Here is a 21295-nt window from a genome sequence, read left to right as displayed (position 1 = left end):
ATGTCCGTGAACTTTTATTCTTTGACGAATTTCGATCCGCCGATAACAATAGCGATATCCGCCTCTTTCCAAAAAATGGTTCTCCATACTTGGTAATAAATATGAAAGACTACCCAACAAATAATCAGCCACATCGTCGTATGATGAGAGATACGTACATCCATCAACGTACCGCCGGTGACAAAAATCGTCCAATCGGTTGCCAAATGCAACATCCAAGGCCACCAAGCGCCGATAGAACTGATACCTGAACCCAATCCATGCACATATAATTGAAGCCCTGTTAAAAGCATCCAAATCAATAATAGATGGAAAATCGTAAAATAGACGGTATTGAAACTGTCCGCATGGGAGGAATCAAACTCTTTTTTACGATTAAGCGTTAGTAAATTAACCAATACCGCTTTAAATTCAGTAATATTTTGCGTATTTGGAATCAGCTTTTTATAAGGCTTTTCAAAGCGACTGAAAAAATACAAATAAGCGATAATGACTGACGTGACGTCAAAAATAATCGCAATAATAAAGTGGCCGTAACGGTTCCACGCCATAACATACTTATCGACAGCACCGTCTGCTATCAACGTCTGATAGTACGGATGACCGATGTAAAGACCGCTCACGATGGCACCGATCATACAAATCGCATTCACCCAGTGGATGATGCGCATTGCGGGTGTCATACGTTTGACTTGTTTGTACCCCTGTTTCATGATTATCTCCTTAGATACTGCAAGAGGTATCTACTTTGTAAACAGCAAGCTCTTTACCTTTGGTATCGACAACGTGTACGGCACATGCGATACAAGGGTCAAAACTATGAATCGTACGGATAATTTCCAACGGTTGTTCCGGATTAGCCACTTTGGTTCCGATCAAACTCGCTTCATACGCACCGAGACGTCCTTTATGATCACGTGGAGCTGCATTCCATGTTGAAGGTACGACCGCTTGATAATTTACGACTTTACCATCCGCAATACTCACCCAGTGACCGAGTGCGCCGCGTGGAGCTTCCGCCATACCGCGACCTTTCGCACTTACGCTCACTTCATCAAAATCAAATTCGGTCCATGTACTTTTATCTCCGGAGAGAACATTTTTAGCCAATTCATCAATCCATTCGATCATCACGTCACTCATAAGCGATGTCTCGATAGCACGTGCCGCAGTACGCCCGACCGTACTGAACAATACCGCAACCGGAAGATTTCCGCGTTCCAAGAATTCGGTAACGTATTTTGTAATACGTTTGTCTTTAGCCGCCACACCGATGACCATACGAGCCAACGGCCCAACTTCTACACGCGTATCGTTGTAGATAGGTGATTTAATCCAGCTGTATTTCTCTTTGGTTTTAAGATACGCGATACCATCAGCTCGTTTATCTAACCCCGTATATTCAGGAATCGTCTGTCCGTCATACGGATGGAGAGGTTTATCCCCTTTATACCAAGCATGCGTTACGTCTTCCGCAATTTTATCTTGTTCCAACGGAAGTACTTTAGAGATATCTCCCCCCATCACTACACCGCTTGGGAAAAGGAGTGCAGAGCTGTAAAAGCCGGTATCATCGAGACGGAAATCCCCATAACTCATGAAATTTAGAAGACCGCCGCCGGTTCCGCCGACACCTTTGCCCCCCATCAATTCAGTAAAGGTAGCTTTAGAGTCAGTCGCTTCACCCGCATACATGGTACCTGCCATGTAAACATCCGGCAAATACGCTTGTTTGACAAATTTACGCCCTTCTAGCAATAGAGATTTGAACAACGCGATACGTGCAGGATTTTGAATATCCTGAACACACGTTACTCCACCGACAACTATGGATTGAGGATGCGGATTTTTACCCCCGAAAATTGCTTGCATTTTTGCCATATCACGTTGAATATCCAACGCTTGCAAATAGTGAGCAACACCGATAAGGTTTTGTTCCGGTGTCAATTTATAATGAGGATTACCCCAGTAACCGTTTCCGAAAATACCCAAACGACCTTGTTTTACAAATTTTGCAACACGATCTTGAATCTCTTTAAATTGGCTTTCTCCATCGATAAACGGAGATTCACCGGCGACACTCGCCCATTTACGTGCTTCTGCCGCAGTTTTAGCCGGATCGGCAGAGAGAGCCGAAACCACATCTACGAAGTCAAGAGCATGAAGATGATAAAAGTGAACCACATGGTCATGCAAATAAAGTGCACCTTGGATTAAGTTACGAACAAGACGCGCATTTTTAGGGATCGTAATCTTAAACGCATCCTCTACCGCTTCGATAGAACGTTGATAGTGGGTACCGGTACAAACACCGCAGATACGCATCGCCAAAAGTCCGCAGTCACGTGGATCACGCCCTTGTAAAATCGTTTCAATCCCACGAAACATGGTCGAAGCGCTGTACGCGTCTACAATCGTGTTATTATCATCAATGACCGCTTCAATACGTAAATGCCCTTCAATACGGGTAATAGGATCAACTACTATATGCTTACTCATGGTTCTCTCCTGAATTTTCTCGTTTACCGGCTACGGTGCTGGCTGCTGCATGGATCGCAATACCGATACCGGCTGCAGTCAACAATCCCAAACCGAATTCATCAACGGTTTTTTCAACTCCACCCGTAGGTGCTTTGATTTTTGCATCCGCCATCGGACGCTCATACGCATATTTATCCCAGAAATCGGGTTCCGAACATCCGATACAACCGCGTCCGACTCCGATTGGCCAGTTCACCGCTTCGTTATAACGGACGATAGAACAGTTGTTAAACGTCATCGGTCCTTTACATCCCATTTTGTAGAGACAGAAGTTGTTTTGCGCACCGACATCTCCCCACTCTTCAACGTACTCACCCGCATCGAAGTGCGCGCGGCGTTCACAGTTATCATGGATGCGGTAACCGAATGCAAATTTCGGACGGAGAAGTGAATCAAGTTCCGGTACTTGCCCTGTCAATACATAATGCAAAATGACTCCGACCATGTTGGCAGGATTTGCCGGACATGCCGGAATATTGATAAGCGGTTTGTTTTTAACAACGTCCATAACTCCGACAGCACCCGTAGGATTTGGAGCAGCCGCAGGAATACCGCCGAATGTAGCACAACTTCCGACCGCGACTACCGCCGCCGCATTTTCAGCACAGCGTACTAAATGATCATGGAATGTTTCACCGCTTGCACCGATCGTGCCGTATTGACCCTCCATTCCCATCGGAATAGCACCCTCAACGAACAAGAGATATTTTCCTTTGAAATGTTCCATCGCCTCTTCAAGTTGTTTCTCAGCCTGATGACCGGAAGCAGCTTGAAGTGTTTCATGAAATTCGAGAGAAATTATGTCCAAAACGATTTCATCAATTTTTGGCCCGTCTGCACGCAATAGTGCTTCCGAGTTACCGGCACAGTCTTGAAGTTCAAGCCAAATAACCGGCGCACGGTTCATCATCACGGCAGCATCCGCAACCAACGGTGTGAACATCGGAGGAAGCATCAACATCGCAGTTGTCGCACTCGCCCATTTCATAAACTCGCGTCGATCAATCCCGTTTTCTTCTAAAAGATCGGCAAAATCAAGCTTGTTAGCAGGTGTCTGGGCACGCATTTCATTCAAACGCGCCTCACATTTTTCGAACAAGTCTTGATAATACGTATCACCCTTGTTCGTTTCGACGCGCGAACTTTTCGAAGTAAACAGTTTTTTAACCGCTTCTACTTTATCGGACATAATCCCCTCCTCAATTTTTAATGAACAATCATTCAGTATTGTACGTCTGGATAACTTAAACGAATATTTAAAGGATAAAATTTAATTTAAAAAGATAATTTGTTATTTAATTTTTGGACTAAAGCAATTTTTCGGACGATTTTATTATGATAATTAAATATTATTTACATTAAAAATGATAAATTGAAAAAAGTTATTTTAGTGTGTCGTGCAGACCGAGCAAACATCAAAGGTGCGAAAGAGTAATGAGGCTTTGGCTATCGACTCCGCCCCAATCATCGCCCTCTGTGCCACACCAAGATTTGAAGCTATTCCGTTGCCTAGATTCCACTGCGTCGGGGTGATAATCGAATACTCTATGATTTTCCCTTTCTCGATTCGTGCACGATGGATCAGCGTCCCGCGCGGTGCTTCGAGTATCCCTACGCCGGAGCCGCTGATACTCTCGATAGCGGGAGGGGCGATAAAAGAGGGTTGAGAGAGATCGAGTGATGCCAAAAGCTGCCGCACCTGAGTGCACAGAGAGACCATCTCATCAACCCGTGCACTTAACCGTGTCACGGCACTGTCTCCGTATACGCGGTACAGATCACTGATTCCTGCGCGTTCTTCTACCAATGCACGTGCCAGTGGCCCCGTCTCATAAAATTCCCCCTGATAGAGGGCGTTTTTTGCGTAGGTTTTTCCGCCGTGTTCAAACGTTTGGGAAACATCTTCCGAAACCAGAGCGATATCGGTATCACTGCGAACACCGTTCATCACTACCCCCGCTTCCAGAACTAAAAATCGACCGTGACTTTTCCCTTTTTCCAGAAGTCCAAGCGTCTCGAAATTACGTAATACGGTTCCAAAATCCCCTTTGAGCTTCAGTACCTCGTTATCCCTCATCGCTTGGATAAATGTCTCAAAATCACATCCTAATACCTCATCACGGATAAAACTCTCCACGTCGGAGAGAATTTTTAATGCTTGCATCACCTCGATATGAGTGGGATCACACGTTACCCCTCCGGGGAGTGCATACGAACTGTGAGGCCACTGTCCGCTAAACACTGCGCACAGCTGATTTACCGCAGATGAAACATACAATGCTTTGAGAGCGACAGCGGGCTCTTTACCCAACATTTTACCGCTCTCATGGAGCATCACCAAATAAAGCCATTTAATATGATTTTGAATAAGTTCGCACGATAGGGTAATGGTACGAATAGCCTTAGCTTTATCGCTGATGCGGATCATGACTCCCGCATTTTGATAAATATTTTCGATCATCCTTACCGTCGTAATGAGATGTGAATGACCGCAAATTCCGCATACTCTCGGGGTTATTACCAAAGCATCAAGAGCGTTACGCCCCTCTAAAATCGCTTCCATCCCCCGAAAATGCAAGAATCGGATAGCAGCATCCTGAACCCGTCCGTTTTTATCGGTTTTAAAATCGAGTACCGCTTCCCCCTCGATCCGCTCGATCAGTTCATGCGTTATCATCGATTAACCTCTCTTCGAGTCGTTTGATATGAAAAGACTTTGCTGCCCCGGCAAGTGCTAGATAACTCCGTTTTGGGATCCCCAGCGGCATCTCTGCGGGAATAGACATATAGGTTTTAGTCGTGAAAAGTTCCCGCTTAGGAAAAGTGGGTTCCGTACAGCCGACGCACGGTGTCCCTGCTCGTGTTTTGGAACTTACTTCATTCCAAAGAATTTTATTGCAACTGCCGTGAGTATAGGGGCCTTGGCACCCTTGGGCATAAAAGAGACACCCCTCTTTAGTTCCAAACACCTCGCTATCGACTTTCCACTCAAAGTACTCGTTTCGCAGACATCCGTTGTGTACAAGATAAGCATAAAGTTCCTTCGGACGGCAGTATTCATCGACTACTATTTTCTTACCCGCTACAATCATCTCAATAACAAAACTAAGCCATTTAGGATGGGCGGGACAGCCGCTGAGAAGAATGATTTTCTCTCGCATCATTTTCAAAGGGCCGCGCTCTTCTTCTTTATCGAACAAAATTCCGCTGATGTGTTCGGGGTCACCCTCTTTAAAAATCCCACCGAAGCTGGCACAGCTCCCGAGTGCAATAATATGTTTCGTTTTAGAGGCAAGCACACTCAAAAGCGTTTCCATCGCCATCCCTGCACGCTCAAAAGAGCCTTGGTATGCCCCCTCGAAAATCAAAATATCCGATTTTGGAAGTTTTTTTACCAACTCTTTGAGTGTTTTTGTGCAAGGGAGAATAGGATGGTGGATAAATTCGATCGATTCTAAAAGATTCCCTAGCGAGGAATCATTTAAAAACGAGTGGGTATTGCCGTTGCAAGTGATCCCTTGCAACCAAATGACGCGGAGTTTAGCGGGTTTTGAGGGCATAATAGATATTTTCGGCAATGGTATGTTCGTATTCTTCTAACGGTTTTGGAAGGATATTCTCACCGTTAATAAACACCATCCCCCCCAAATACCCCATAAACAAACCGAATGCACTGAAAAAGTCCTGATCTCTCAGCTCACCGCACCGTACACCCTCTTCGAAGAAAATCATCATCTCCGTCACAAATGCGGAGACGCAAATCATCCCCTCACAGCTGTTTTGAAATACTTCGCGGTTGGAGAGGTAGACCCGTAAAAAATACTCGATGGTTTCCGGTCGATCTTTAGCAATACGAAAATACATATGAACAATCGCTTCGATTTTCTCTTGGGTAGTGCGATCACTTTCGTTGATTTGTCGAATCTCTTCTCCCAAAATTTCGGCAATATAGAGAATGAGATCTTTGGCTAACATCTCTTTGGAGGTGAAATAGTTATAAAGGTTACCGACACTCATCCCGATTTTCTCGGCGATAGAGGGCATCGTGGTTTGATAAAACCCCTCTTTGGAGAAAAGCTCCAATGCTTTACTCATAATCGAGATTTTACGTTCTTCTTTACTTAAGCGTGCCAAAATTAGTTCCTATTACAAATTCATTAGGGTAATTATAGCGAACAAGCATTCATTATTTTATAATGTGATAATTCCTTTCCGGTTGCATCGATCACATGCACCGCGCACGCGAGACACGGATCGAATGAGTGAACCGCACGTAACACCTCCAACGGCGCAGAAGGGTCGGCAAGTTTAATCCCTATCAATGACTCCTCATACGCTCCGCGTCCCTCTTTAGCACCTTTGGGTGAAGCGTTCCATGTTGTCGGGACGACTGCTTGATAGTTGGCGATTTTAGCATCTTCGATACGGACGAAATGGCCTAAAACCCCGCGCGGCACTTCGAAAATCCCCGCGCCTTTCGCCTCACGAGGAAGCTCTTCAAATATATACTTTGTCCACGTCGTCTCATCGTAGTATTTGATGTTTTCGATCAAATCACTCATCGTATCGAACAGATAATCACAGCAGATTTGCGCTTCCACCGCGCGCGCCGCATTGCGCCCTATCGTCGTGGAGAAATCGATCAGTTCCAGCCCTGTGCGTTTCATAAATCGCTCCATATACGGACGAACAACGGGAGAGTTTTGGGAATACCCCATAATCATCCGTGCTAGAGGTCCAACCTCCATCACTTCGCCATCATAGCGCGGTGCCTTGACCCATGTGTATTTTCCCTCGGTTTTGAGAGAGCCGTCATCGTTGAGATCAGTATAAAACGGTGTCGACTCTCCCTCATACGGCGAGAGGGGAGCATCGTTTTCATACCACGAGCGCGATGCCTCTTCGGTGATTTTGCTACTATCAAACGGCTCGATAGACTCAAAATCATGCCCTTTAATAACGCCGCTTGAAAAGAGCTGCTGATCTTTACCAAAACGGTATCCGCCGCAACACATGAAATTCCCTACCGCTCGACCCTCACCTGATTTGATCGAATCACGATAGGCATTGACGAGCATCACCATATCGGGGACATAGGCACGTTCGATAAAATCCCTCGTCTCTTTGATGATAAATAAAAAGTCGTTTAGCCTTTGAGGGTTGAGCATATCGGCGACACTCGTCACCCCTCCCACAACGAGATTTTGAGGATGGGGAGTTTTCCCCGCGAAAATCGCTACCGCTTTGGAGAGTTCACGTTGTATCCGAAGTGCTTCGAGATAATGGTTCATGTGCACCAGATTTTCCTCTGGACTGAAACGATACGACGTATGTCCCCAGTAACCGTTGGCAAAGAGTCCCAAACGCCCCGCTTTGACAAATCCCTCCAGTTTCTCTTTGATCGCTTCGAGATGACCGTCAGAGTTGCGATAAGGGTGCTCACACCACAATGCTGCATCTTTGGCGGCTTTTGTACAATCGGCACTGAGTGCACCCGTAATGTCCACAAAATCGAGTGAATGGAGATGATAATAGTGGACGATATGATCTTGAACGAACAAGGAGAGGGTAACGAGGTTACGGATAATCTCGGCATTATGGGGTATCTCTATCTTGTACGCTGCTTCCACCGCACTGATCGAAGCACGATAGTGAACATTCGTACACACCCCGCAGATGCGCTGAGCGATCAATCCCGAATCGCGCGGATCACGACCACGCAGAATCGTCTCGATCCCCCGAAACAGCTGACCCGAAGCCCATGCCTCGGTAACCACATTATTCTCATCGATCTCCACCTCGATCCGTAAATGCCCTTCGATTCGTGTAATCGGGTCGATAACTATCTTTTTCATATTACTCATGATTCTCTTCCAACTTTCGATTATTAGCATACAAATCAAACGCGATTTTCCCCTGACCGCAGCCAAAACATCCATGTCCCGCCTGCACCGGCCAGCTCGTCCCCTCGTTGAATTTCACGAGTGAGCAGTTGAGATCGGCGTACGGCCCTTTGCACCCCATCTCGAAAAGACACCACCCCTTCTTCGCCCCTTCATCGCCCCACTCGCGAACAAACTCATCGGCATCGTAATGTCCTCTGCGTTCGCAGTTATCATGAACACGGAAGCCGTACGCCCATTCGGGGCGGTTGTTAGAATCGAGTTTCGGGAACTCATCGAACATGATGTACTGCAATAGCGTTCCGACGATATTGATCGGATTGGTCGGGCAACCGGGGAGGTTGATAATATCCGTTCTATTTAACGCTTCGGCAACCCCGACGGCCCCCGTCGGATTAGGTGCGGCGGCGACAACACCGCCATCATACGCACATGAACCCACTGCGATCACCGCTGCGGCATTTTTGGCGACACGACGCAATAGATCGACTCCCGTCTCTCCCTTCGGTCCGATCCGTAAAAACTTGCCGTCGAGGCCTAACGGAACCGCCCCCTCGACGATCAAGACGTACTTTCCGCTGTCGTTATGGAGTATGCTCTCCAGAGCGGACTCCGATTGATCCCCCGAAGCCGCCATTAACAATTCATGATAATCGAGAGATATATATTTGAGGATCAGATCGTCCACTTTGGGGTGGGAGGTTTTGATAAACGCTTCCGAATTACCCGTACAGTCGGAGAGTTCGAGCCAGATAATCGGGATTTTGTTGAGTTGCACTACCCCCTCTTCCACGACCCCCTCAAACTGCGGATGCAGATGCATCGATGCGGTGATCATGGAGACCCAGTGGTTAAACTCACGGCTCATCTCGAACGATTCCAATGCCTCATGGAAGTTCTCGCTGCTCAGCTGATTTTTCGGATGAAGTCGGTTATATTTTTCGATCCGAGCACGTACTTTTTCCAGCTCCGCCGCCTGAGCTGCCGCTGCTTTTTCCGCACGCAGCCGTGCCGCTTCCTCAGGATCAACAGGGGTTGCGCTGATAATCGCACAAATATCCTGTTTACACCGTCCGCAGGTTCGTCCCGCTTTTGAGTGTTCTTTGAGCTCAGCGAATGACGTCACCGCATTCTCTTTGATAATATCGACCAACTCCAGTTCATGCACCCCCTCACAGCTACAGACGAGTTTCCCGTATTCGGACATCAAACGGTTCGAGTAGAGATACGCCGCATCAATCGGTGAATTAGTTTCGATCAGCCGTTTAAGTGCTAAAAGATCGATATTGGTGTTGATCCCGATAAACCGTTTCAGTCTGTCATTATTGACGATATACTGATCGATCCGATCCCCATGAGTGATCAAAATCGTTTCGTTCTCACTATCTTTGGGGTTAAAATCGGTTGCGGTGACATCGGCGAACAAAAATGATCCCACTTTGAGTCCATCGATGGAGACCTCTTCGGTAAATGTTTTGCTCTCAGTTCCCAGTAAGTTCGCGATAGCGACATCGGCTTGGATCGTGCATTCTTTGACCCGTCCGGCGATAAATCCACCCTCACGGAGCTGTGCCGCTTCACCGACGCAGTAGATATTCTCATCGGAGGTACGCATCCTTTCATTAACCAAGATACCTTTATCACATTCGAGCACCTCACGCGCATAGGGGATATTAGGATCGATCCCGACCCCGAAAATGATAAACGGATTATCGATCTCCCCTTGCTTGGTCAAAACCTTGGTTATAACATCTCCCTCAACCTCTTTATCCACGATTTGATCGCCGAATCGGATACTTACACGGCTGTCCGCTTCGAAAATCCCCTGAATCAGTGCCAACCCCTCACGGCTGATCACCTCGGAGTAGAGATAATTTTTTCGCACGAGTAACGTGATACTTTTCGGGGCATCACTTCGCATGAGAGTATCGAGAAGCTCCAACGCGATCGGTCCCGCTCCGACGATCACCACATTGCGACCTATCATCCCCTGCGCAATTTGTTCACAATCTTTTTGAGAACGGAAAGTTGCCGCATTCTCGATTTGTGAAATATCAAACAGCGATTTAGGAACCGAACCCGTCGCAATGATCAGTTTATCATAGTGAAATGCGGCATGTTCACTGAAAACCCGTTTTTGAGCGGGGTCTATCGAAATGATTTTTTGATCCAATTCCAGTTTGACTTTTGGGTGAAGTTCCAACTCGATTGAATCCACACAGTTGCAATCTTCCACCAGTTTGCACAGATGGATACGATCATACGGAGGATGTTTCTCATCGGAAACAATAACGATCTCAGACTCAGGAGCACTCTCCATAAGGGTATTGGCAATATACACAGCGGCAATCCCGCCTCCTACGATAACAATGCGCATGCGTTACTCCTCACTCTTGTTTTGAATTTTAGCCGATTTTTTGGCGGCCGCATACGCTTCGCGGCTTTGTTTGCACGCCTCTTCCCATACAAACCACCCTTCGTTTGCCCCCTCTTCTTTTAGAGCAGATTGCTGTTTCGTTTCACTTTGCCACAATGCCTCCTGCGGCTTCGGGCAGGCGCGAACACATTCGCCACAGTAGATACAGAGCCACGGGTTATAGCGATACGTTTTCGTCCCATCTTCATTCTGAAAAAAGAGGATGGCTCCCGGAGGACACACTTTTTCGCATTTATCACAGAAAATACACGCATCTATCCCGTATTCGATCAGTCCCCGATACCCGCTCGGCAAAACTATCTCTTCGGCGGGATATTGGTGGGTGCGGATCGGTCTAAAAAGGTTTAAAAATGCTTCGAGCAATGAACGCAACATCCCTATCTCTCCTATTTTGCCGTACACGACATACACGGATCGAACGAGGCGAGGATGGCGGGAGCATCCGCATACTCAGCGCCTTTAAATACCTCCATCATCGCCGGAATCGCCGAAAAGGTCGGGGTTTTAATCCGAACACGATCCAGCATATTTTGGCCGCTCCCCCGCACCAGATAAAAAAGCTCACCACGCGGGGCTTCGACACGAACTACCGCTTCGCCGTTTGGTTTCCCTTTTGCCTTCTCTTGGATTTCTCCTACTGGGAGGTTATTCACAATATTTTGGCACATTTCTATCGAATTGACGATCTCTCGAAGGCGGACAAAATTACGCGCATGAATATCCCCCGTAGATTCAAGGATCATTTTATACCCTATATCTTCATAGGGAAAATCACTCGTCTCAGCGCGAACATCGGTTACCAATCCTGCCGCACGTGCCAAAGGCCCCAGAGCATTGTAGATGTACGCATCCTCCAATCTCAACACCCCTACCCCTTTGTATTTGAGCGAGAGCGACCAGTTGTTATCAAACAATCCGATCAGAGCATCGATTTTACTGGTGAGTACTCCAAGATTTTTATGGATCAATGCCACCAGTTCTGGGGTCAGATCACGGTTCACCCCGCCGATGGAGATATAATCAAACTGGACACGGTTCCCGCTGATCGCTTCTTGAACGTCCATAATCAGTTCCCGATCCCCCATAATCTGCATAAAGAGAGCTTCAAATCCTGCATTCTCCGCCGTATGCGCCAGACAGAGCATGTGAGAGTGGATACGATCCAACTCCACCATCAACATCCGCAGATATTTGATCCGATCATTGGCCACAAAGCCCAACAGTTTCTCGACGGCTAACGTATACGAGAGCGAATGGGTGATAGCGCACAACCCGCAAATACGGGCGACGACATATCCCACCTGTTTAAACTCAAAACTGCGGGTACATGCCAACTCCACCCCGCGATGGACAAACCCCACATCGGCATCGACCCCGATGATCTTCTCGTTCTCGCACTCAAACTTAAACCGTATCGGCTCCAACAAAGAGATATGCTGTGACCCCAAAGGGATTTGGATCGTTTTTTTCATGATTCCCCCCTAAGCGGATGTGGAGACGAGTCCTCATCGAGATAAAGCCCGCTCTGCGCACCTTCCACTTTAAGCCCGAACATATCGACGATCTCCCTCTCCCCCATAAATGCGGAGGGGATCTGAGTGACAATTGAGGGGACGGGAGTTTCGTAATCACTGAGAGCATAATAAATCACCACTTCGTCTTTAACCCCGTATTGTGAAAAAATCCATTGAAGTTCAATCTTCCCTTCCCCTAAATCGATCCCGTTGACACTTAGAAAATGCCATTTTTTCGCTTCGTAAAACGCTCCGATATCTCTCAACAGCGTCGTGAGCGTCGTTTCAATCTTTCGCATGAGATTCCACCTTTGTTGCCATGTTGAGGCGGCTGAGTTTATTTCCGATCATCTCTATTGCTCCGAAGAGTTTGAACGGTTTTTCAATCTCTTTACTTTTTGCTTCAAGCACTTCCAGAGCCTTGAGTAACGCATCGATAATGAGTTGCGGCGATGCGGCACATCCGGGGACATAGACATCGACGGGGATATAACGATCAATCCCGTCTTCAACGTTGACCATCCCCCGAAACACCCCCCCCGTCGTCGTACACGATCCCACCGCCACGACCACTTTGGGCTCAGGGATTTGGGAGTAGAGCTCGACGAGACGCTCTCGTGAACGGTAGGTGACAGGCCCCGTCACCAAAAAGATATCGGACTGTTTCGGATTTCCCGTATTGATCACCCCGAAACGCTCTAGATCGTATTTTGGGGCGAGGGAAGCGAGGATTTCGATGTCACACCCGTTACAACTTCCCGCATTGTAGTGCAATACCCACGGCGATTTTTTCCGAAACGGGGTGAAAAATTTCATAAGAGAACCCCTAAAAGATTGATAACCGAAAGAGAGACGGCTACCGTATAGATAATTTTGAGCATCTGTGCGGGGCGGACACGGGCGGTCGCATTATCGACGAGATTGACGAGTAAAAAGACCCCCGCAACCAACACCGCCCCAAGCCAATGCGACTCCCCGCCGAAGAGATAAACGAAACTGTAGATAAAGATATATTCGAGAAAACGGGACATATACAAAAACTCGTAAAACACCCCGCTGTACTCGATCTCGACCCCCCCGACGATCTCCTGATGGGCTTCACCGATATCAAACGGAGATTTCTTCACCTTGATCGGAACGATCATCAGCAATGCGGCAAACAACAGCGGCAATTGAGTCAAATAGCCTCCCGTTTTAAGTATCTCAGAAATTTCAAAACTCCCGCTTACGAGATAAAATCCGACCGCCACCAAAATAAGTATCGGCTCATACGCCACGACCATCAGCAGTTCACGGTTTGATCCGATGTGTGAATAGGGTGAGCGAACACTATACCCGGCTAAAATCAGGAGGATTTGGGCAAAGAGATGTAAAAAGATGATGTAGAGGAGATTCCATCCCAAAAAGATTGCCGCGACAGTAAACCACAAGACGAAAAAATGGGCGAGTGCGAGGAGAGCATGGGGAGCATGAAGGATTAACGTTCGCTTATCGAGCAGTTTAAACATATCGTAAAACGGTTGTAGAAGCGGCGGCCCCTGACGACGCTGCATACGAGCCCGCAACATCCGTTCCGCTCCGTAAAGCAAACCGCCAAGAAGCGGTGCCAAAGCAATCCATACAAGAATCATGTCATCGCTCCGACAAGTGCTACGGTGACAAAAAGGATACCGAATCCCCAATACATTGCTCGCTCTATTTTGATAGAGGGCGCATAATAAACCAATGCCGAATCAAAAGAACCTTTTTCACCGCATTGATAAGGAATCGTACGGTCATAACGCTCCATACCTCGTATGATTGACGGTAGGGCAAATACAAACAGCATCGGAAATGCCAATAAAATGACAAATATATTTTGCTGCATCATAATGTATCCGACCGCTCCCGCAACGATAAAAAAGCTTAACACCACCAACGGAATATTAAAACCTGTCGGAATAGGCATCTTCTCAGATTGAACGACATCCGACTGAGCTGATAGCAATGCGGAAGCAACTTTAAAATAAAGCAATACCAACAACGTACTACCGATGATAAGCGCTAGCAAGACGATTAAGTATGCGGGGTATTCACTCAAAAGCGATGCCACCGAGGTGATCGCAAAGAGTTTTCCCATGAAAAGACCAAACGGAGGCAAAGTCAAAGAGACAAACCCGAAAAGGATAAAACCGACCGTTTTAGGATCACGACTTACCATCCCTTTCATCTCTTCGATGCTCTTACAATGATACTGTTTTTCGAGTACGCCCGCAGAGAGAAAAAGAAGTGCTTTAGAGAGGGCATGAAAGAGCATCAGTACCATTGCGATTGCGATACTCTCTTGTGTACCGATTGCCGCCAATGCCATCATAAGACCCAAAAGCGCCACCGTCGAATACCCCAATATCTCTTTTAATACCGAGCGCGACAATGCCAAATACGACGCGGCAACAAATACCAATGCTCCGATAAGCGAAATAACTCCCCCCACCATCGTCGTGACCAATACGGGAGAGAGTTTCAAAATAAGATACGGAGCGATTTTAACCATCGTTGCCGAATGGAGCATCGCACTCACCGGAGTCGGTGCCACCATTGCCCCCAACAACCATCCCTCGAACGGGAGGGAAGCCCCCTTCACCAATGCCGCCATAGAGAGCAGTGCGACCGAGAGCATTAGCACACCGCCGGAACTTTCCAGTAACGTATCGAACATCACCGTATCAAACCCGATAATAGCGATCAAAGCTCCGACTAAAATCACCACTCCGCCGATTTGATTCATCCAAAGCGCTTTCAGTGCATTTTCACGGCTGATCTCATCGCCACGAAAGGCGATCAAGAGATACGAAGCTAGCGTCGTCATCTCAAACAAAAAGAAGAAAAGGAGGATCGAATTCGCACACACGATCAGGTTCATTACGGAGAGAAAAACAAGCAACGCGCCGACGAACAGCCTCTTTTTAAACGGCGATGCCGACTCACTCTCCATATATTTGACGGCGTACAGGACGATAACACCCCCCACTCCGTTGATAATCAAAAACATAAATTTCGAAAGTTCATCGACAATGATTTCCGCCGACCCTGCTGCCGGTGCAACCGTCTCTATATAACTGTACAAAAGGAGTTGAACAGCAGCAAGTACCATGACTTTGATGTTATTGAATTTTCTACCTTGATAAAGGAAAAAGAGGAGAAGCACCACATCGGCGGCAATAATTAAAATATTTATATTATGGGGAAGATGGAACGTAAAATTACTGAGTGACGTATAAAGAGAGAAAGCAACAATACTGAGTAGGGCTAAAGCAACCCCGCTTATAATGTATTGAAGCCTATGGTAAGGGAATAATCCTAACAATAATGCTGCTATGATCGGCAATAAAACGAGTACTAAAACCATATCCATTGTATCCCTTTAGGAACTACTTTTAAGGATTATAACACAGGGAATGTATAAGGAGTGTTACTGAAATAATGAATTTGGATTATGATTGAAAGATGGTGGCGGGGGGGGGACTCGAACCCCCGACCTCCGGCTTATGAGACCAGCGCTCTAACCAGCTGAGCTACCCAGCCATCTTTTGGGAAGACCGGAATTATAGTGATCAATAACTTATTAATAGCTTATAAATAGAAAAGATTCTAAAGTCAAAAAATTTAACTCACTATTATAGCTACGATTAAGCTCATAACTATTGAGCCTTAGTGACTAAGAGTATTGACATTTTACCTAAACTCATGTACAATCCCATACATAAAATCTCATCATAAAAGGAAATGCTTATGAACTTTCAACCGCTTGGAAAACGAGTATTGGTTCAACGTCTCGAAGAGGCAACCAAAACTGCATCAGGTATCATTATCCCTGACAACGCAAAAGAAAAACCTTCGTCAGGAACCGTCGTTGCTGTTAGCACTGAAGTAGAGAACGTTTCTACCGGAGATAACGTCGTATTCGGTAAATACGCTGGAAATGAGCTCACACTTGAGGGCAAAAGCTATTTGGTAATTGAAACCGATGACCTTCTAGGTATCATTAAATAATTTTTAGAATTTTAGATAAGGAACATAATTATGGCAAAAGAGATCCATTTTTCAGACGATGCACGCAATAAGTTAGCCGCAGGGGTACAAAAACTTACCGATGCGGTCAAAGTAACCATGGGGCCGCGCGGACGTAACGTCCTTATCCAACGCAGCTACGGCGCACCGCTTATCACGAAAGACGGTGTATCGGTAGCCAAAGAGGTAGAACTCAAAGACGCGTTAGAGAACATGGGAGCACAACTTGTAAAAGAGGTTGCTTCTAACACGGCGGATGAGGCGGGAGACGGTACCACTACGGCAACCATCCTTGCTAACTCAATTTTCAAAGAGGGTCTGCGTAACATCACGGCAGGTGCCAATCCTATCGAAGTAAAACGGGGTATGGACAAAGCGACCGAAGCGATTTTGGCAGAGCTTAAAGCGGCGTCACGTATCATCAACGATAAAAAAGAGATCGCGCAAGTTGCTACGATCTCGGCTAACTCCGATGAGCGTATCGGTGCAATGATCGCTGAAGCGATGGATAAAGTTGGCCGTGACGGTGTTATCACCGTTGAAGAAGCCAAAGGGATCAATGATGAGCTTGACGTTGTTGAGGGGATGCAGTTCGATCGCGGTTACCTCAGCCCGTACTTCATCAACAATTCGGAAAAAATGACCGTTGAGTTGGATCATCCGTTTATCCTTTTGTTCGATCAAAAAATTTCAAATCTCAAAGACCTTCTCCCTGTGTTGGAGCAAGTTCAAAAAAGTTCTCGCCCGCTCCTCATCATCGCCGAAGATGTAGAGGGTGAAGCGTTGGCAACTTTGGTTGTGAACAAACTTCGCGGCGTATTGAACATCACAGCGGTTAAAGCTCCTGGATTCGGGGATCGCCGTAAAGCGATGCTCCAAGATATCGCCGTTCTTACCCGTGCTCAAGTGATCTCTGAGGAGATCGGACGTACACTCGATAGCGCAACCGTAGCCGACCTCGGACAAGCGGCCCGTGTCGTTATCAGCAAAGATAACACCACTATCGTTGATGGTGCAGGTGACAAAGATATGGTTAATTCACGTATCAAAGAGATCCGTACTCAAATCGAAGCGACAACGAGCGAATACGATAAAGAGAAACTCCAAGAGCGTCTTGCGAAACTCGCAGGCGGAGTTGCGGTTATCAAAGTCGGTGCGGCCACCGAAACCGAAATGAAAGAGAAAAAAGACCGCGTAGACGATGCACTCTCAGCGACCAAAGCGGCTGTTGAAGAGGGGATCGTTATCGGCGGTGGTGCGGCATTGATCCGTGCGGCAGCAAAAGTAAAACACGACCTTAGCGGCGATCAAAAAATCGGTTGGGAGATCATCCTTCGCGCCATCACCGCTCCGGTAAAACAGATCGCTGAAAATGCGGGATACGATGCGGGTGTTGTCGTCAACACGATCGTTTCTGCAACCAATGAAAACATCGGATTCAACGCGGCAACCGGTGAATATGTCGATATGTACGAAGCAGGAATCATCGATCCTCTCAAAGTTGAGCGTGTTGCCTTGACCAACGCAACGTCGGTATCGAGTATGCTCCTCACCACCGAAGCAACGATCCACGAGATCAAAGAGGATAAACCTGCTTCTATGCCGGATATGGGCGGTATGGGCGGTATGCCGGGGATGATGTAATCCCTCTTCCTTTTTCTTAAATTCCCCCCTTTTGGGGGATTTTTTCTCTTCTTACCTTTTTCGTATACATAAATACATCGATTCGTTATAATAGGCCATTACAATTATGAATGGTGATTCCGTGTTCTCATTTAATCTAAAATCTTTCTCTGCCCTGCTCTTCGGTACACTCATATATTATTCTGTCGCCATTTTCGGTATGTCCCTCTTTTCGTTTGAACCCTCAAATATCACTTTATTATGGTTCCCTTTTGGAATCGGCGTTATCTTAATCGAAAAATTCGGATTAAAATCTTTGCCGTTTATCTTTATAGGGAGTTATTTCGCAAACTATCCGGGAATGATAAATGAAGCGACACCCCATATTCTCCATACTTCAATTGCCGCATTTGCTGATACGCTGGCACCTTTGTTATCCTTTTTGCTCATCCGACGCTATGTCAACACGCGCTTCGATACGGTCAAGGTTTTACTCCCTTTCACTTTCTACGGAGCCCTTATCCCTACTTTTATCAGCGGCATTATCCTCTCGCTCAATCTAGCAATCGGAGGCTATATTGCCTATGATGATCTTTGCAGGTTTATAGCCCTTCTTATGTTTGCTGATGGGTTAGGGCTCCTTTTGCTGTATCCGCTGTACGATACGTTTAATACCCTCTCTGCCCCTACCTCTAAAGAGATAAAAACCTCTCTTCTTTACGGGATATTAGCTTTTACTCTAATTTGGCTCTCTTTTTATCTTCACTATCTGATTTTTTTGGTTTTACCGCTGCTGCTCATTACCGCGTTTCGAATACGGACCCATATGCTGATGAGTATTATGCTCATCATCGTTATAGAGATGATTATCTTCTCTGCAGAAATAGGTCACGGGCTCTTTAATATCGGAACGCAGATAGAGTCTATTTTAATGCTTATCACCTATTTGGTGAGTTTGGTATTTGTTATTATGGGAACCTCTTTGCACCATTCCGAATTGATTACTAACATCAATCTGACCAATACCGACAATCTTACCAAAGTCAAAAATGTCAAAGCCTACAAAGAGCGTATCGATGAGCTTCTATCCCTTTTCGAACGCTACAATACCCCTTTTTCAATGATGCTGTTTGACATAGATAATTTCAAAGTGATTAATGACACCTATGGGCACAGAGCGGGCGATGCGGTTTTGATTGAAATGTCTTCGCTGATACAAAAAAATATTCGCTTAACCGATACCCTCTTTCGAGTCGGAGGAGAAGAGTTTGTCATTCTCTGCCCCAATACGACATTGTATGAAGCGATAGACGTAGCGGAGAAGGTGAGAAAGGTCGTTGAGAGTGATCTGCATACCATCACAAACCAGCGGATAACGATTAGTATCGGGGTTTCTGAGGTAAAAATAGCGGATGCGGAAGATACCCTCTACCGCAGAGTCGATGGTTTGATGTACCGATCAAAACAGAATGGGAAAAACAGAGTTACCTCTACCCTCTAAAAAAGGGGGGGAGATTTTTTATTGATACGCTTTTTTATTTTCCCATACGGAATGAAGAAAGGCGATTAGTATCAATCCGATACCGATTGTCCCCGTCACCATTTCACTGATATGGGTCGTGATTTTCATCAACATGATAATCGCCAAAATACCGATCGCGTAATGGGCACCGTGTTCAAGATAACGAAAATGCGATAATGTTTTATGCTCGACAAAAAAGATCGTCATACTCCGTACAAACATAGCTCCCACACCAAGACCGATCATAATGATAAAGATATTGCTGGTAAGGGCAAACGCTCCGATAACACCGTCAAAACTGAAACTCGCATCGAGAACTTCGAGATAGATGAACCCTGCGATTCCGCTTTTGACCGTATCGGAAGAGAGAAAATGGTCCAGCATTCCGAGCAATGAGTGCAACAATACTCCGTACATAAATGCCAAAACTACGCCAAAGTCCTGTGTAATGTGCCCTAAACCGATTCCGACCATAATGGCGGTAATAAGCTCAATATTGGCCACCCCTGAAAAGCGTTCCATCATTTTGGAACCTTCCACAAACGTCACCCATTTAACATCGCGCTCTTCGAAGAAAAAGTCCAAAAAGACCATTAACAAAAACGCTCCCCCGAAGGCGAAAATCGTCGATTCCGTCGCTTTAAGCACTTTTTCATATTCATCAGGCTGATTCATCGCCACCTGTAGCGTTTCCATCATTCCCATTCCGGTCACAATAGAGACAATCGCAAGAGGAAATACCAAACGCATTCCGAATACCGCAATCGGAATACCGAAAAAGATAAACCGTTTCTGCCAAATCGGCTCCATGGTCTCCAACACCTTTGCATTGACAACCGCGTTATCAAACGAAAGGGAGATTTCAAGGACAATTAAAAGAAACGTAATGTAGATGGCGGCAAGTCCACCGAGATAATATGCCGCGATCAGACCTAAAGCCATAATAGCAAACGAGCTGTAAAAGTAGCGCATAGTTTCGCCCTTGCAAAAAAGATCCGAAATTATACCCTATAGAATCCCATCATGCCATTGAACCAGCGAAAGACGGAACCCCTCTTTTACAGGGAGAACTTCGTGAGCGAAATAGGGGTTGCTTAAAAACACGACCATATCGCCCGCCTCAGGGCGAAGGGTTATCGTGTTGCCTGACTCATCGCACAGATAGTTAAAAAGGAGCTCACCCCCGCTGAAATGATCCTGATCAGTCGGATGGGGAGTATACGAGGTGGTAAAAAGGACTGTCGTAAGTTTACGCTCCGGGGCAACCGCTTTATAACCGATCACATCTCCTTGATGATTTCTCAGCTCACTTGAATCATCGGAATGTTTGACGTAAAACGATTCCCTCTCGTATCCGAGAACCTGTACATCGGTCGCTTTACTCAAAGAGATAGAAAAAAAATCCTCAATTTCAGCTCGAACCGCTTCAAAACGGTGATCATAAATGACCCGATGTTCAGTACTAAGTGTATGAATATCGGTTTTACGGATCGTGGTGTCGAGAGAGCGCCCCCGAAGTTCTGCTTGTACGACTTCTTTATCCGCCAAGGCCGATTGGGTTATTGCACGACATTCTGAAGGAGTTAAAACACCTTCAATAACCATGTAGGGAAAATCTCGATACGGGTTGGGTAGCCGCTTGGTAGGAATATCCCACCCCAGTAACTCATCACGCGCATAGACGTAGTTACTGATCTGATGCATG

General features: G+C 46.3%; 19 protein-coding genes and 1 tRNA gene. 3 read left to right on the top strand and 17 right to left on the bottom strand.

Translation table 11 applies throughout. The annotated features are described in order from the left end of the window. Nucleotides 1-14: 14 nt before the first annotated feature. The 15 genes from RMO68_RS02100 to RMO68_RS02030 all read right to left on the bottom strand — a co-directional run bounded on the left by RMO68_RS02100 (nucleotide 15) and on the right by RMO68_RS02030 (nucleotide 15959). Nucleotides 15-713 (bottom strand): cytochrome b/b6 domain-containing protein, encoded by a 699-nt coding sequence (locus RMO68_RS02100; protein WP_310439053.1) that lies wholly within the window; start codon nucleotides 711-713, stop codon nucleotides 15-17. 10 nt (nucleotides 714-723) lie between these two features. Beyond that, nucleotides 724-2499: a nickel-dependent hydrogenase large subunit gene (locus RMO68_RS02095; RefSeq protein ID WP_310439052.1), complete on the bottom strand. Its 1776-nt coding sequence runs from the start codon at nucleotides 2497-2499 to the stop codon at nucleotides 724-726. After that, the gene (locus RMO68_RS02090; protein WP_310439051.1) at nucleotides 2492-3730 is read right to left on the bottom strand and encodes a hydrogenase small subunit; all 1239 of its coding nucleotides are present in this window, start codon (nucleotides 3728-3730) and stop codon (nucleotides 2492-2494) included. Before RMO68_RS02090 ends, RMO68_RS02095 begins: the two co-directional genes overlap by 8 nt. 198 nt (nucleotides 3731-3928) lie before the next feature. Then, complete coding sequence (locus RMO68_RS02085) at nucleotides 3929-5218, bottom strand: nickel-dependent hydrogenase large subunit (RefSeq protein WP_310439050.1); 1290 nt, start codon at nucleotides 5216-5218, stop codon at nucleotides 3929-3931. Then, nucleotides 5205-6101, bottom strand: a complete 897-nt coding sequence (locus RMO68_RS02080) for a hydrogenase (protein WP_310439049.1) — start codon at nucleotides 6099-6101, stop codon at nucleotides 5205-5207. Before RMO68_RS02080 ends, RMO68_RS02085 begins: the two co-directional genes overlap by 14 nt. Further along, the gene (locus RMO68_RS02075; RefSeq protein WP_310439048.1) at nucleotides 6082-6675 is read right to left on the bottom strand and encodes a TetR/AcrR family transcriptional regulator; all 594 of its coding nucleotides are present in this window, start codon (nucleotides 6673-6675) and stop codon (nucleotides 6082-6084) included. Before RMO68_RS02075 ends, RMO68_RS02080 begins: the two co-directional genes overlap by 20 nt. Nucleotides 6676-6707: 32 nt before the next feature. Next, complete coding sequence (locus tag RMO68_RS02070) at nucleotides 6708-8396, bottom strand: nickel-dependent hydrogenase large subunit (RefSeq protein ID WP_310439047.1); 1689 nt, start codon at nucleotides 8394-8396, stop codon at nucleotides 6708-6710. A gap of 1 nt (nucleotide 8397) precedes the next feature. After that, nucleotides 8398-10821 (bottom strand): hydrogenase small subunit, encoded by a 2424-nt coding sequence (locus RMO68_RS02065; protein WP_310439046.1) that lies wholly within the window; start codon nucleotides 10819-10821, stop codon nucleotides 8398-8400. Between the two features lie 3 nt (nucleotides 10822-10824). Continuing rightward, complete coding sequence (locus RMO68_RS02060) at nucleotides 10825-11256, bottom strand: 4Fe-4S dicluster domain-containing protein (protein ID WP_310439045.1); 432 nt, start codon at nucleotides 11254-11256, stop codon at nucleotides 10825-10827. A gap of 11 nt (nucleotides 11257-11267) precedes the next feature. Beyond that, nucleotides 11268-12353, bottom strand: coding sequence for a nickel-dependent hydrogenase large subunit (locus RMO68_RS02055; RefSeq protein ID WP_310439044.1), 1086 nt, complete (start codon nucleotides 12351-12353; stop codon nucleotides 11268-11270). Beyond that, nucleotides 12350-12694, bottom strand: a complete 345-nt coding sequence (locus RMO68_RS02050) for an NADH-quinone oxidoreductase subunit C (protein ID WP_310439043.1) — start codon at nucleotides 12692-12694, stop codon at nucleotides 12350-12352. Before RMO68_RS02050 ends, RMO68_RS02055 begins: the two co-directional genes overlap by 4 nt. Then, complete coding sequence (locus tag RMO68_RS02045; protein ID WP_310439042.1) at nucleotides 12681-13211, bottom strand: NADH-quinone oxidoreductase subunit NuoB; 531 nt, start codon at nucleotides 13209-13211, stop codon at nucleotides 12681-12683. The genes RMO68_RS02050 and RMO68_RS02045 overlap by 14 nt, the downstream gene beginning before the upstream one ends. Continuing rightward, complete coding sequence (locus RMO68_RS02040; RefSeq protein WP_310439041.1) at nucleotides 13208-14026, bottom strand: complex I subunit 1 family protein; 819 nt, start codon at nucleotides 14024-14026, stop codon at nucleotides 13208-13210. The genes RMO68_RS02045 and RMO68_RS02040 overlap by 4 nt, the downstream gene beginning before the upstream one ends. Then, complete coding sequence (locus tag RMO68_RS02035; RefSeq protein WP_310439040.1) at nucleotides 14023-15789, bottom strand: proton-conducting transporter membrane subunit; 1767 nt, start codon at nucleotides 15787-15789, stop codon at nucleotides 14023-14025. The genes RMO68_RS02040 and RMO68_RS02035 overlap by 4 nt, the downstream gene beginning before the upstream one ends. Nucleotides 15790-15882: 93 nt before the next feature. Beyond that, nucleotides 15883-15959 (bottom strand) — tRNA-Met (locus tag RMO68_RS02030). Between the two features lie 207 nt (nucleotides 15960-16166). Between RMO68_RS02030 and groES the strand changes: the two genes are divergently transcribed. From groES to RMO68_RS02015, 3 genes are all read left to right on the top strand, one after another. Beyond that, nucleotides 16167-16427: a co-chaperone GroES gene (groES, locus tag RMO68_RS02025; RefSeq protein WP_182749321.1), complete on the top strand. Its 261-nt coding sequence runs from the start codon at nucleotides 16167-16169 to the stop codon at nucleotides 16425-16427. 30 nt (nucleotides 16428-16457) lie between these two features. Continuing rightward, nucleotides 16458-18089 carry a chaperonin GroEL gene (gene groL, locus RMO68_RS02020; protein ID WP_310439039.1) on the top strand — a complete coding sequence of 544 codons (1632 nt, stop codon included), beginning with the start codon at nucleotides 16458-16460 and terminating at the stop codon, nucleotides 18087-18089. A gap of 106 nt (nucleotides 18090-18195) precedes the next feature. Continuing rightward, on the top strand, nucleotides 18196-19569 hold the full coding sequence (locus RMO68_RS02015) for a diguanylate cyclase (RefSeq protein ID WP_310439038.1): 1374 nt from the start codon (nucleotides 18196-18198) through the stop codon (nucleotides 19567-19569). A gap of 18 nt (nucleotides 19570-19587) precedes the next feature. On the opposite strand, the gene RMO68_RS02010 is transcribed toward RMO68_RS02015, so the two are convergent. Both RMO68_RS02010 and RMO68_RS02005 read right to left on the bottom strand, forming a co-directional pair. Then, on the bottom strand, nucleotides 19588-20562 hold the full coding sequence (locus RMO68_RS02010) for a DUF475 domain-containing protein (RefSeq protein ID WP_310439037.1): 975 nt from the start codon (nucleotides 20560-20562) through the stop codon (nucleotides 19588-19590). Nucleotides 20563-20598: 36 nt separating this feature from the next. Further along, nucleotides 20599-21294 (bottom strand): 2OG-Fe(II) oxygenase, encoded by a 696-nt coding sequence (locus RMO68_RS02005; RefSeq protein WP_310439036.1) that lies wholly within the window; start codon nucleotides 21292-21294, stop codon nucleotides 20599-20601. Nucleotide 21295: the final 1 nt, after the last annotated feature.

Origin of the sequence: Sulfuricurvum sp., from assembly GCF_031427015.1 — a bacterium.
Classification (GTDB): Bacteria; Campylobacterota; Campylobacteria; order Campylobacterales; family Sulfurimonadaceae; genus Sulfuricurvum.
The sequence above is the reverse complement of the archived record's forward strand: the minus strand, read 5'-3'. Positions and strand labels throughout refer to the sequence as shown.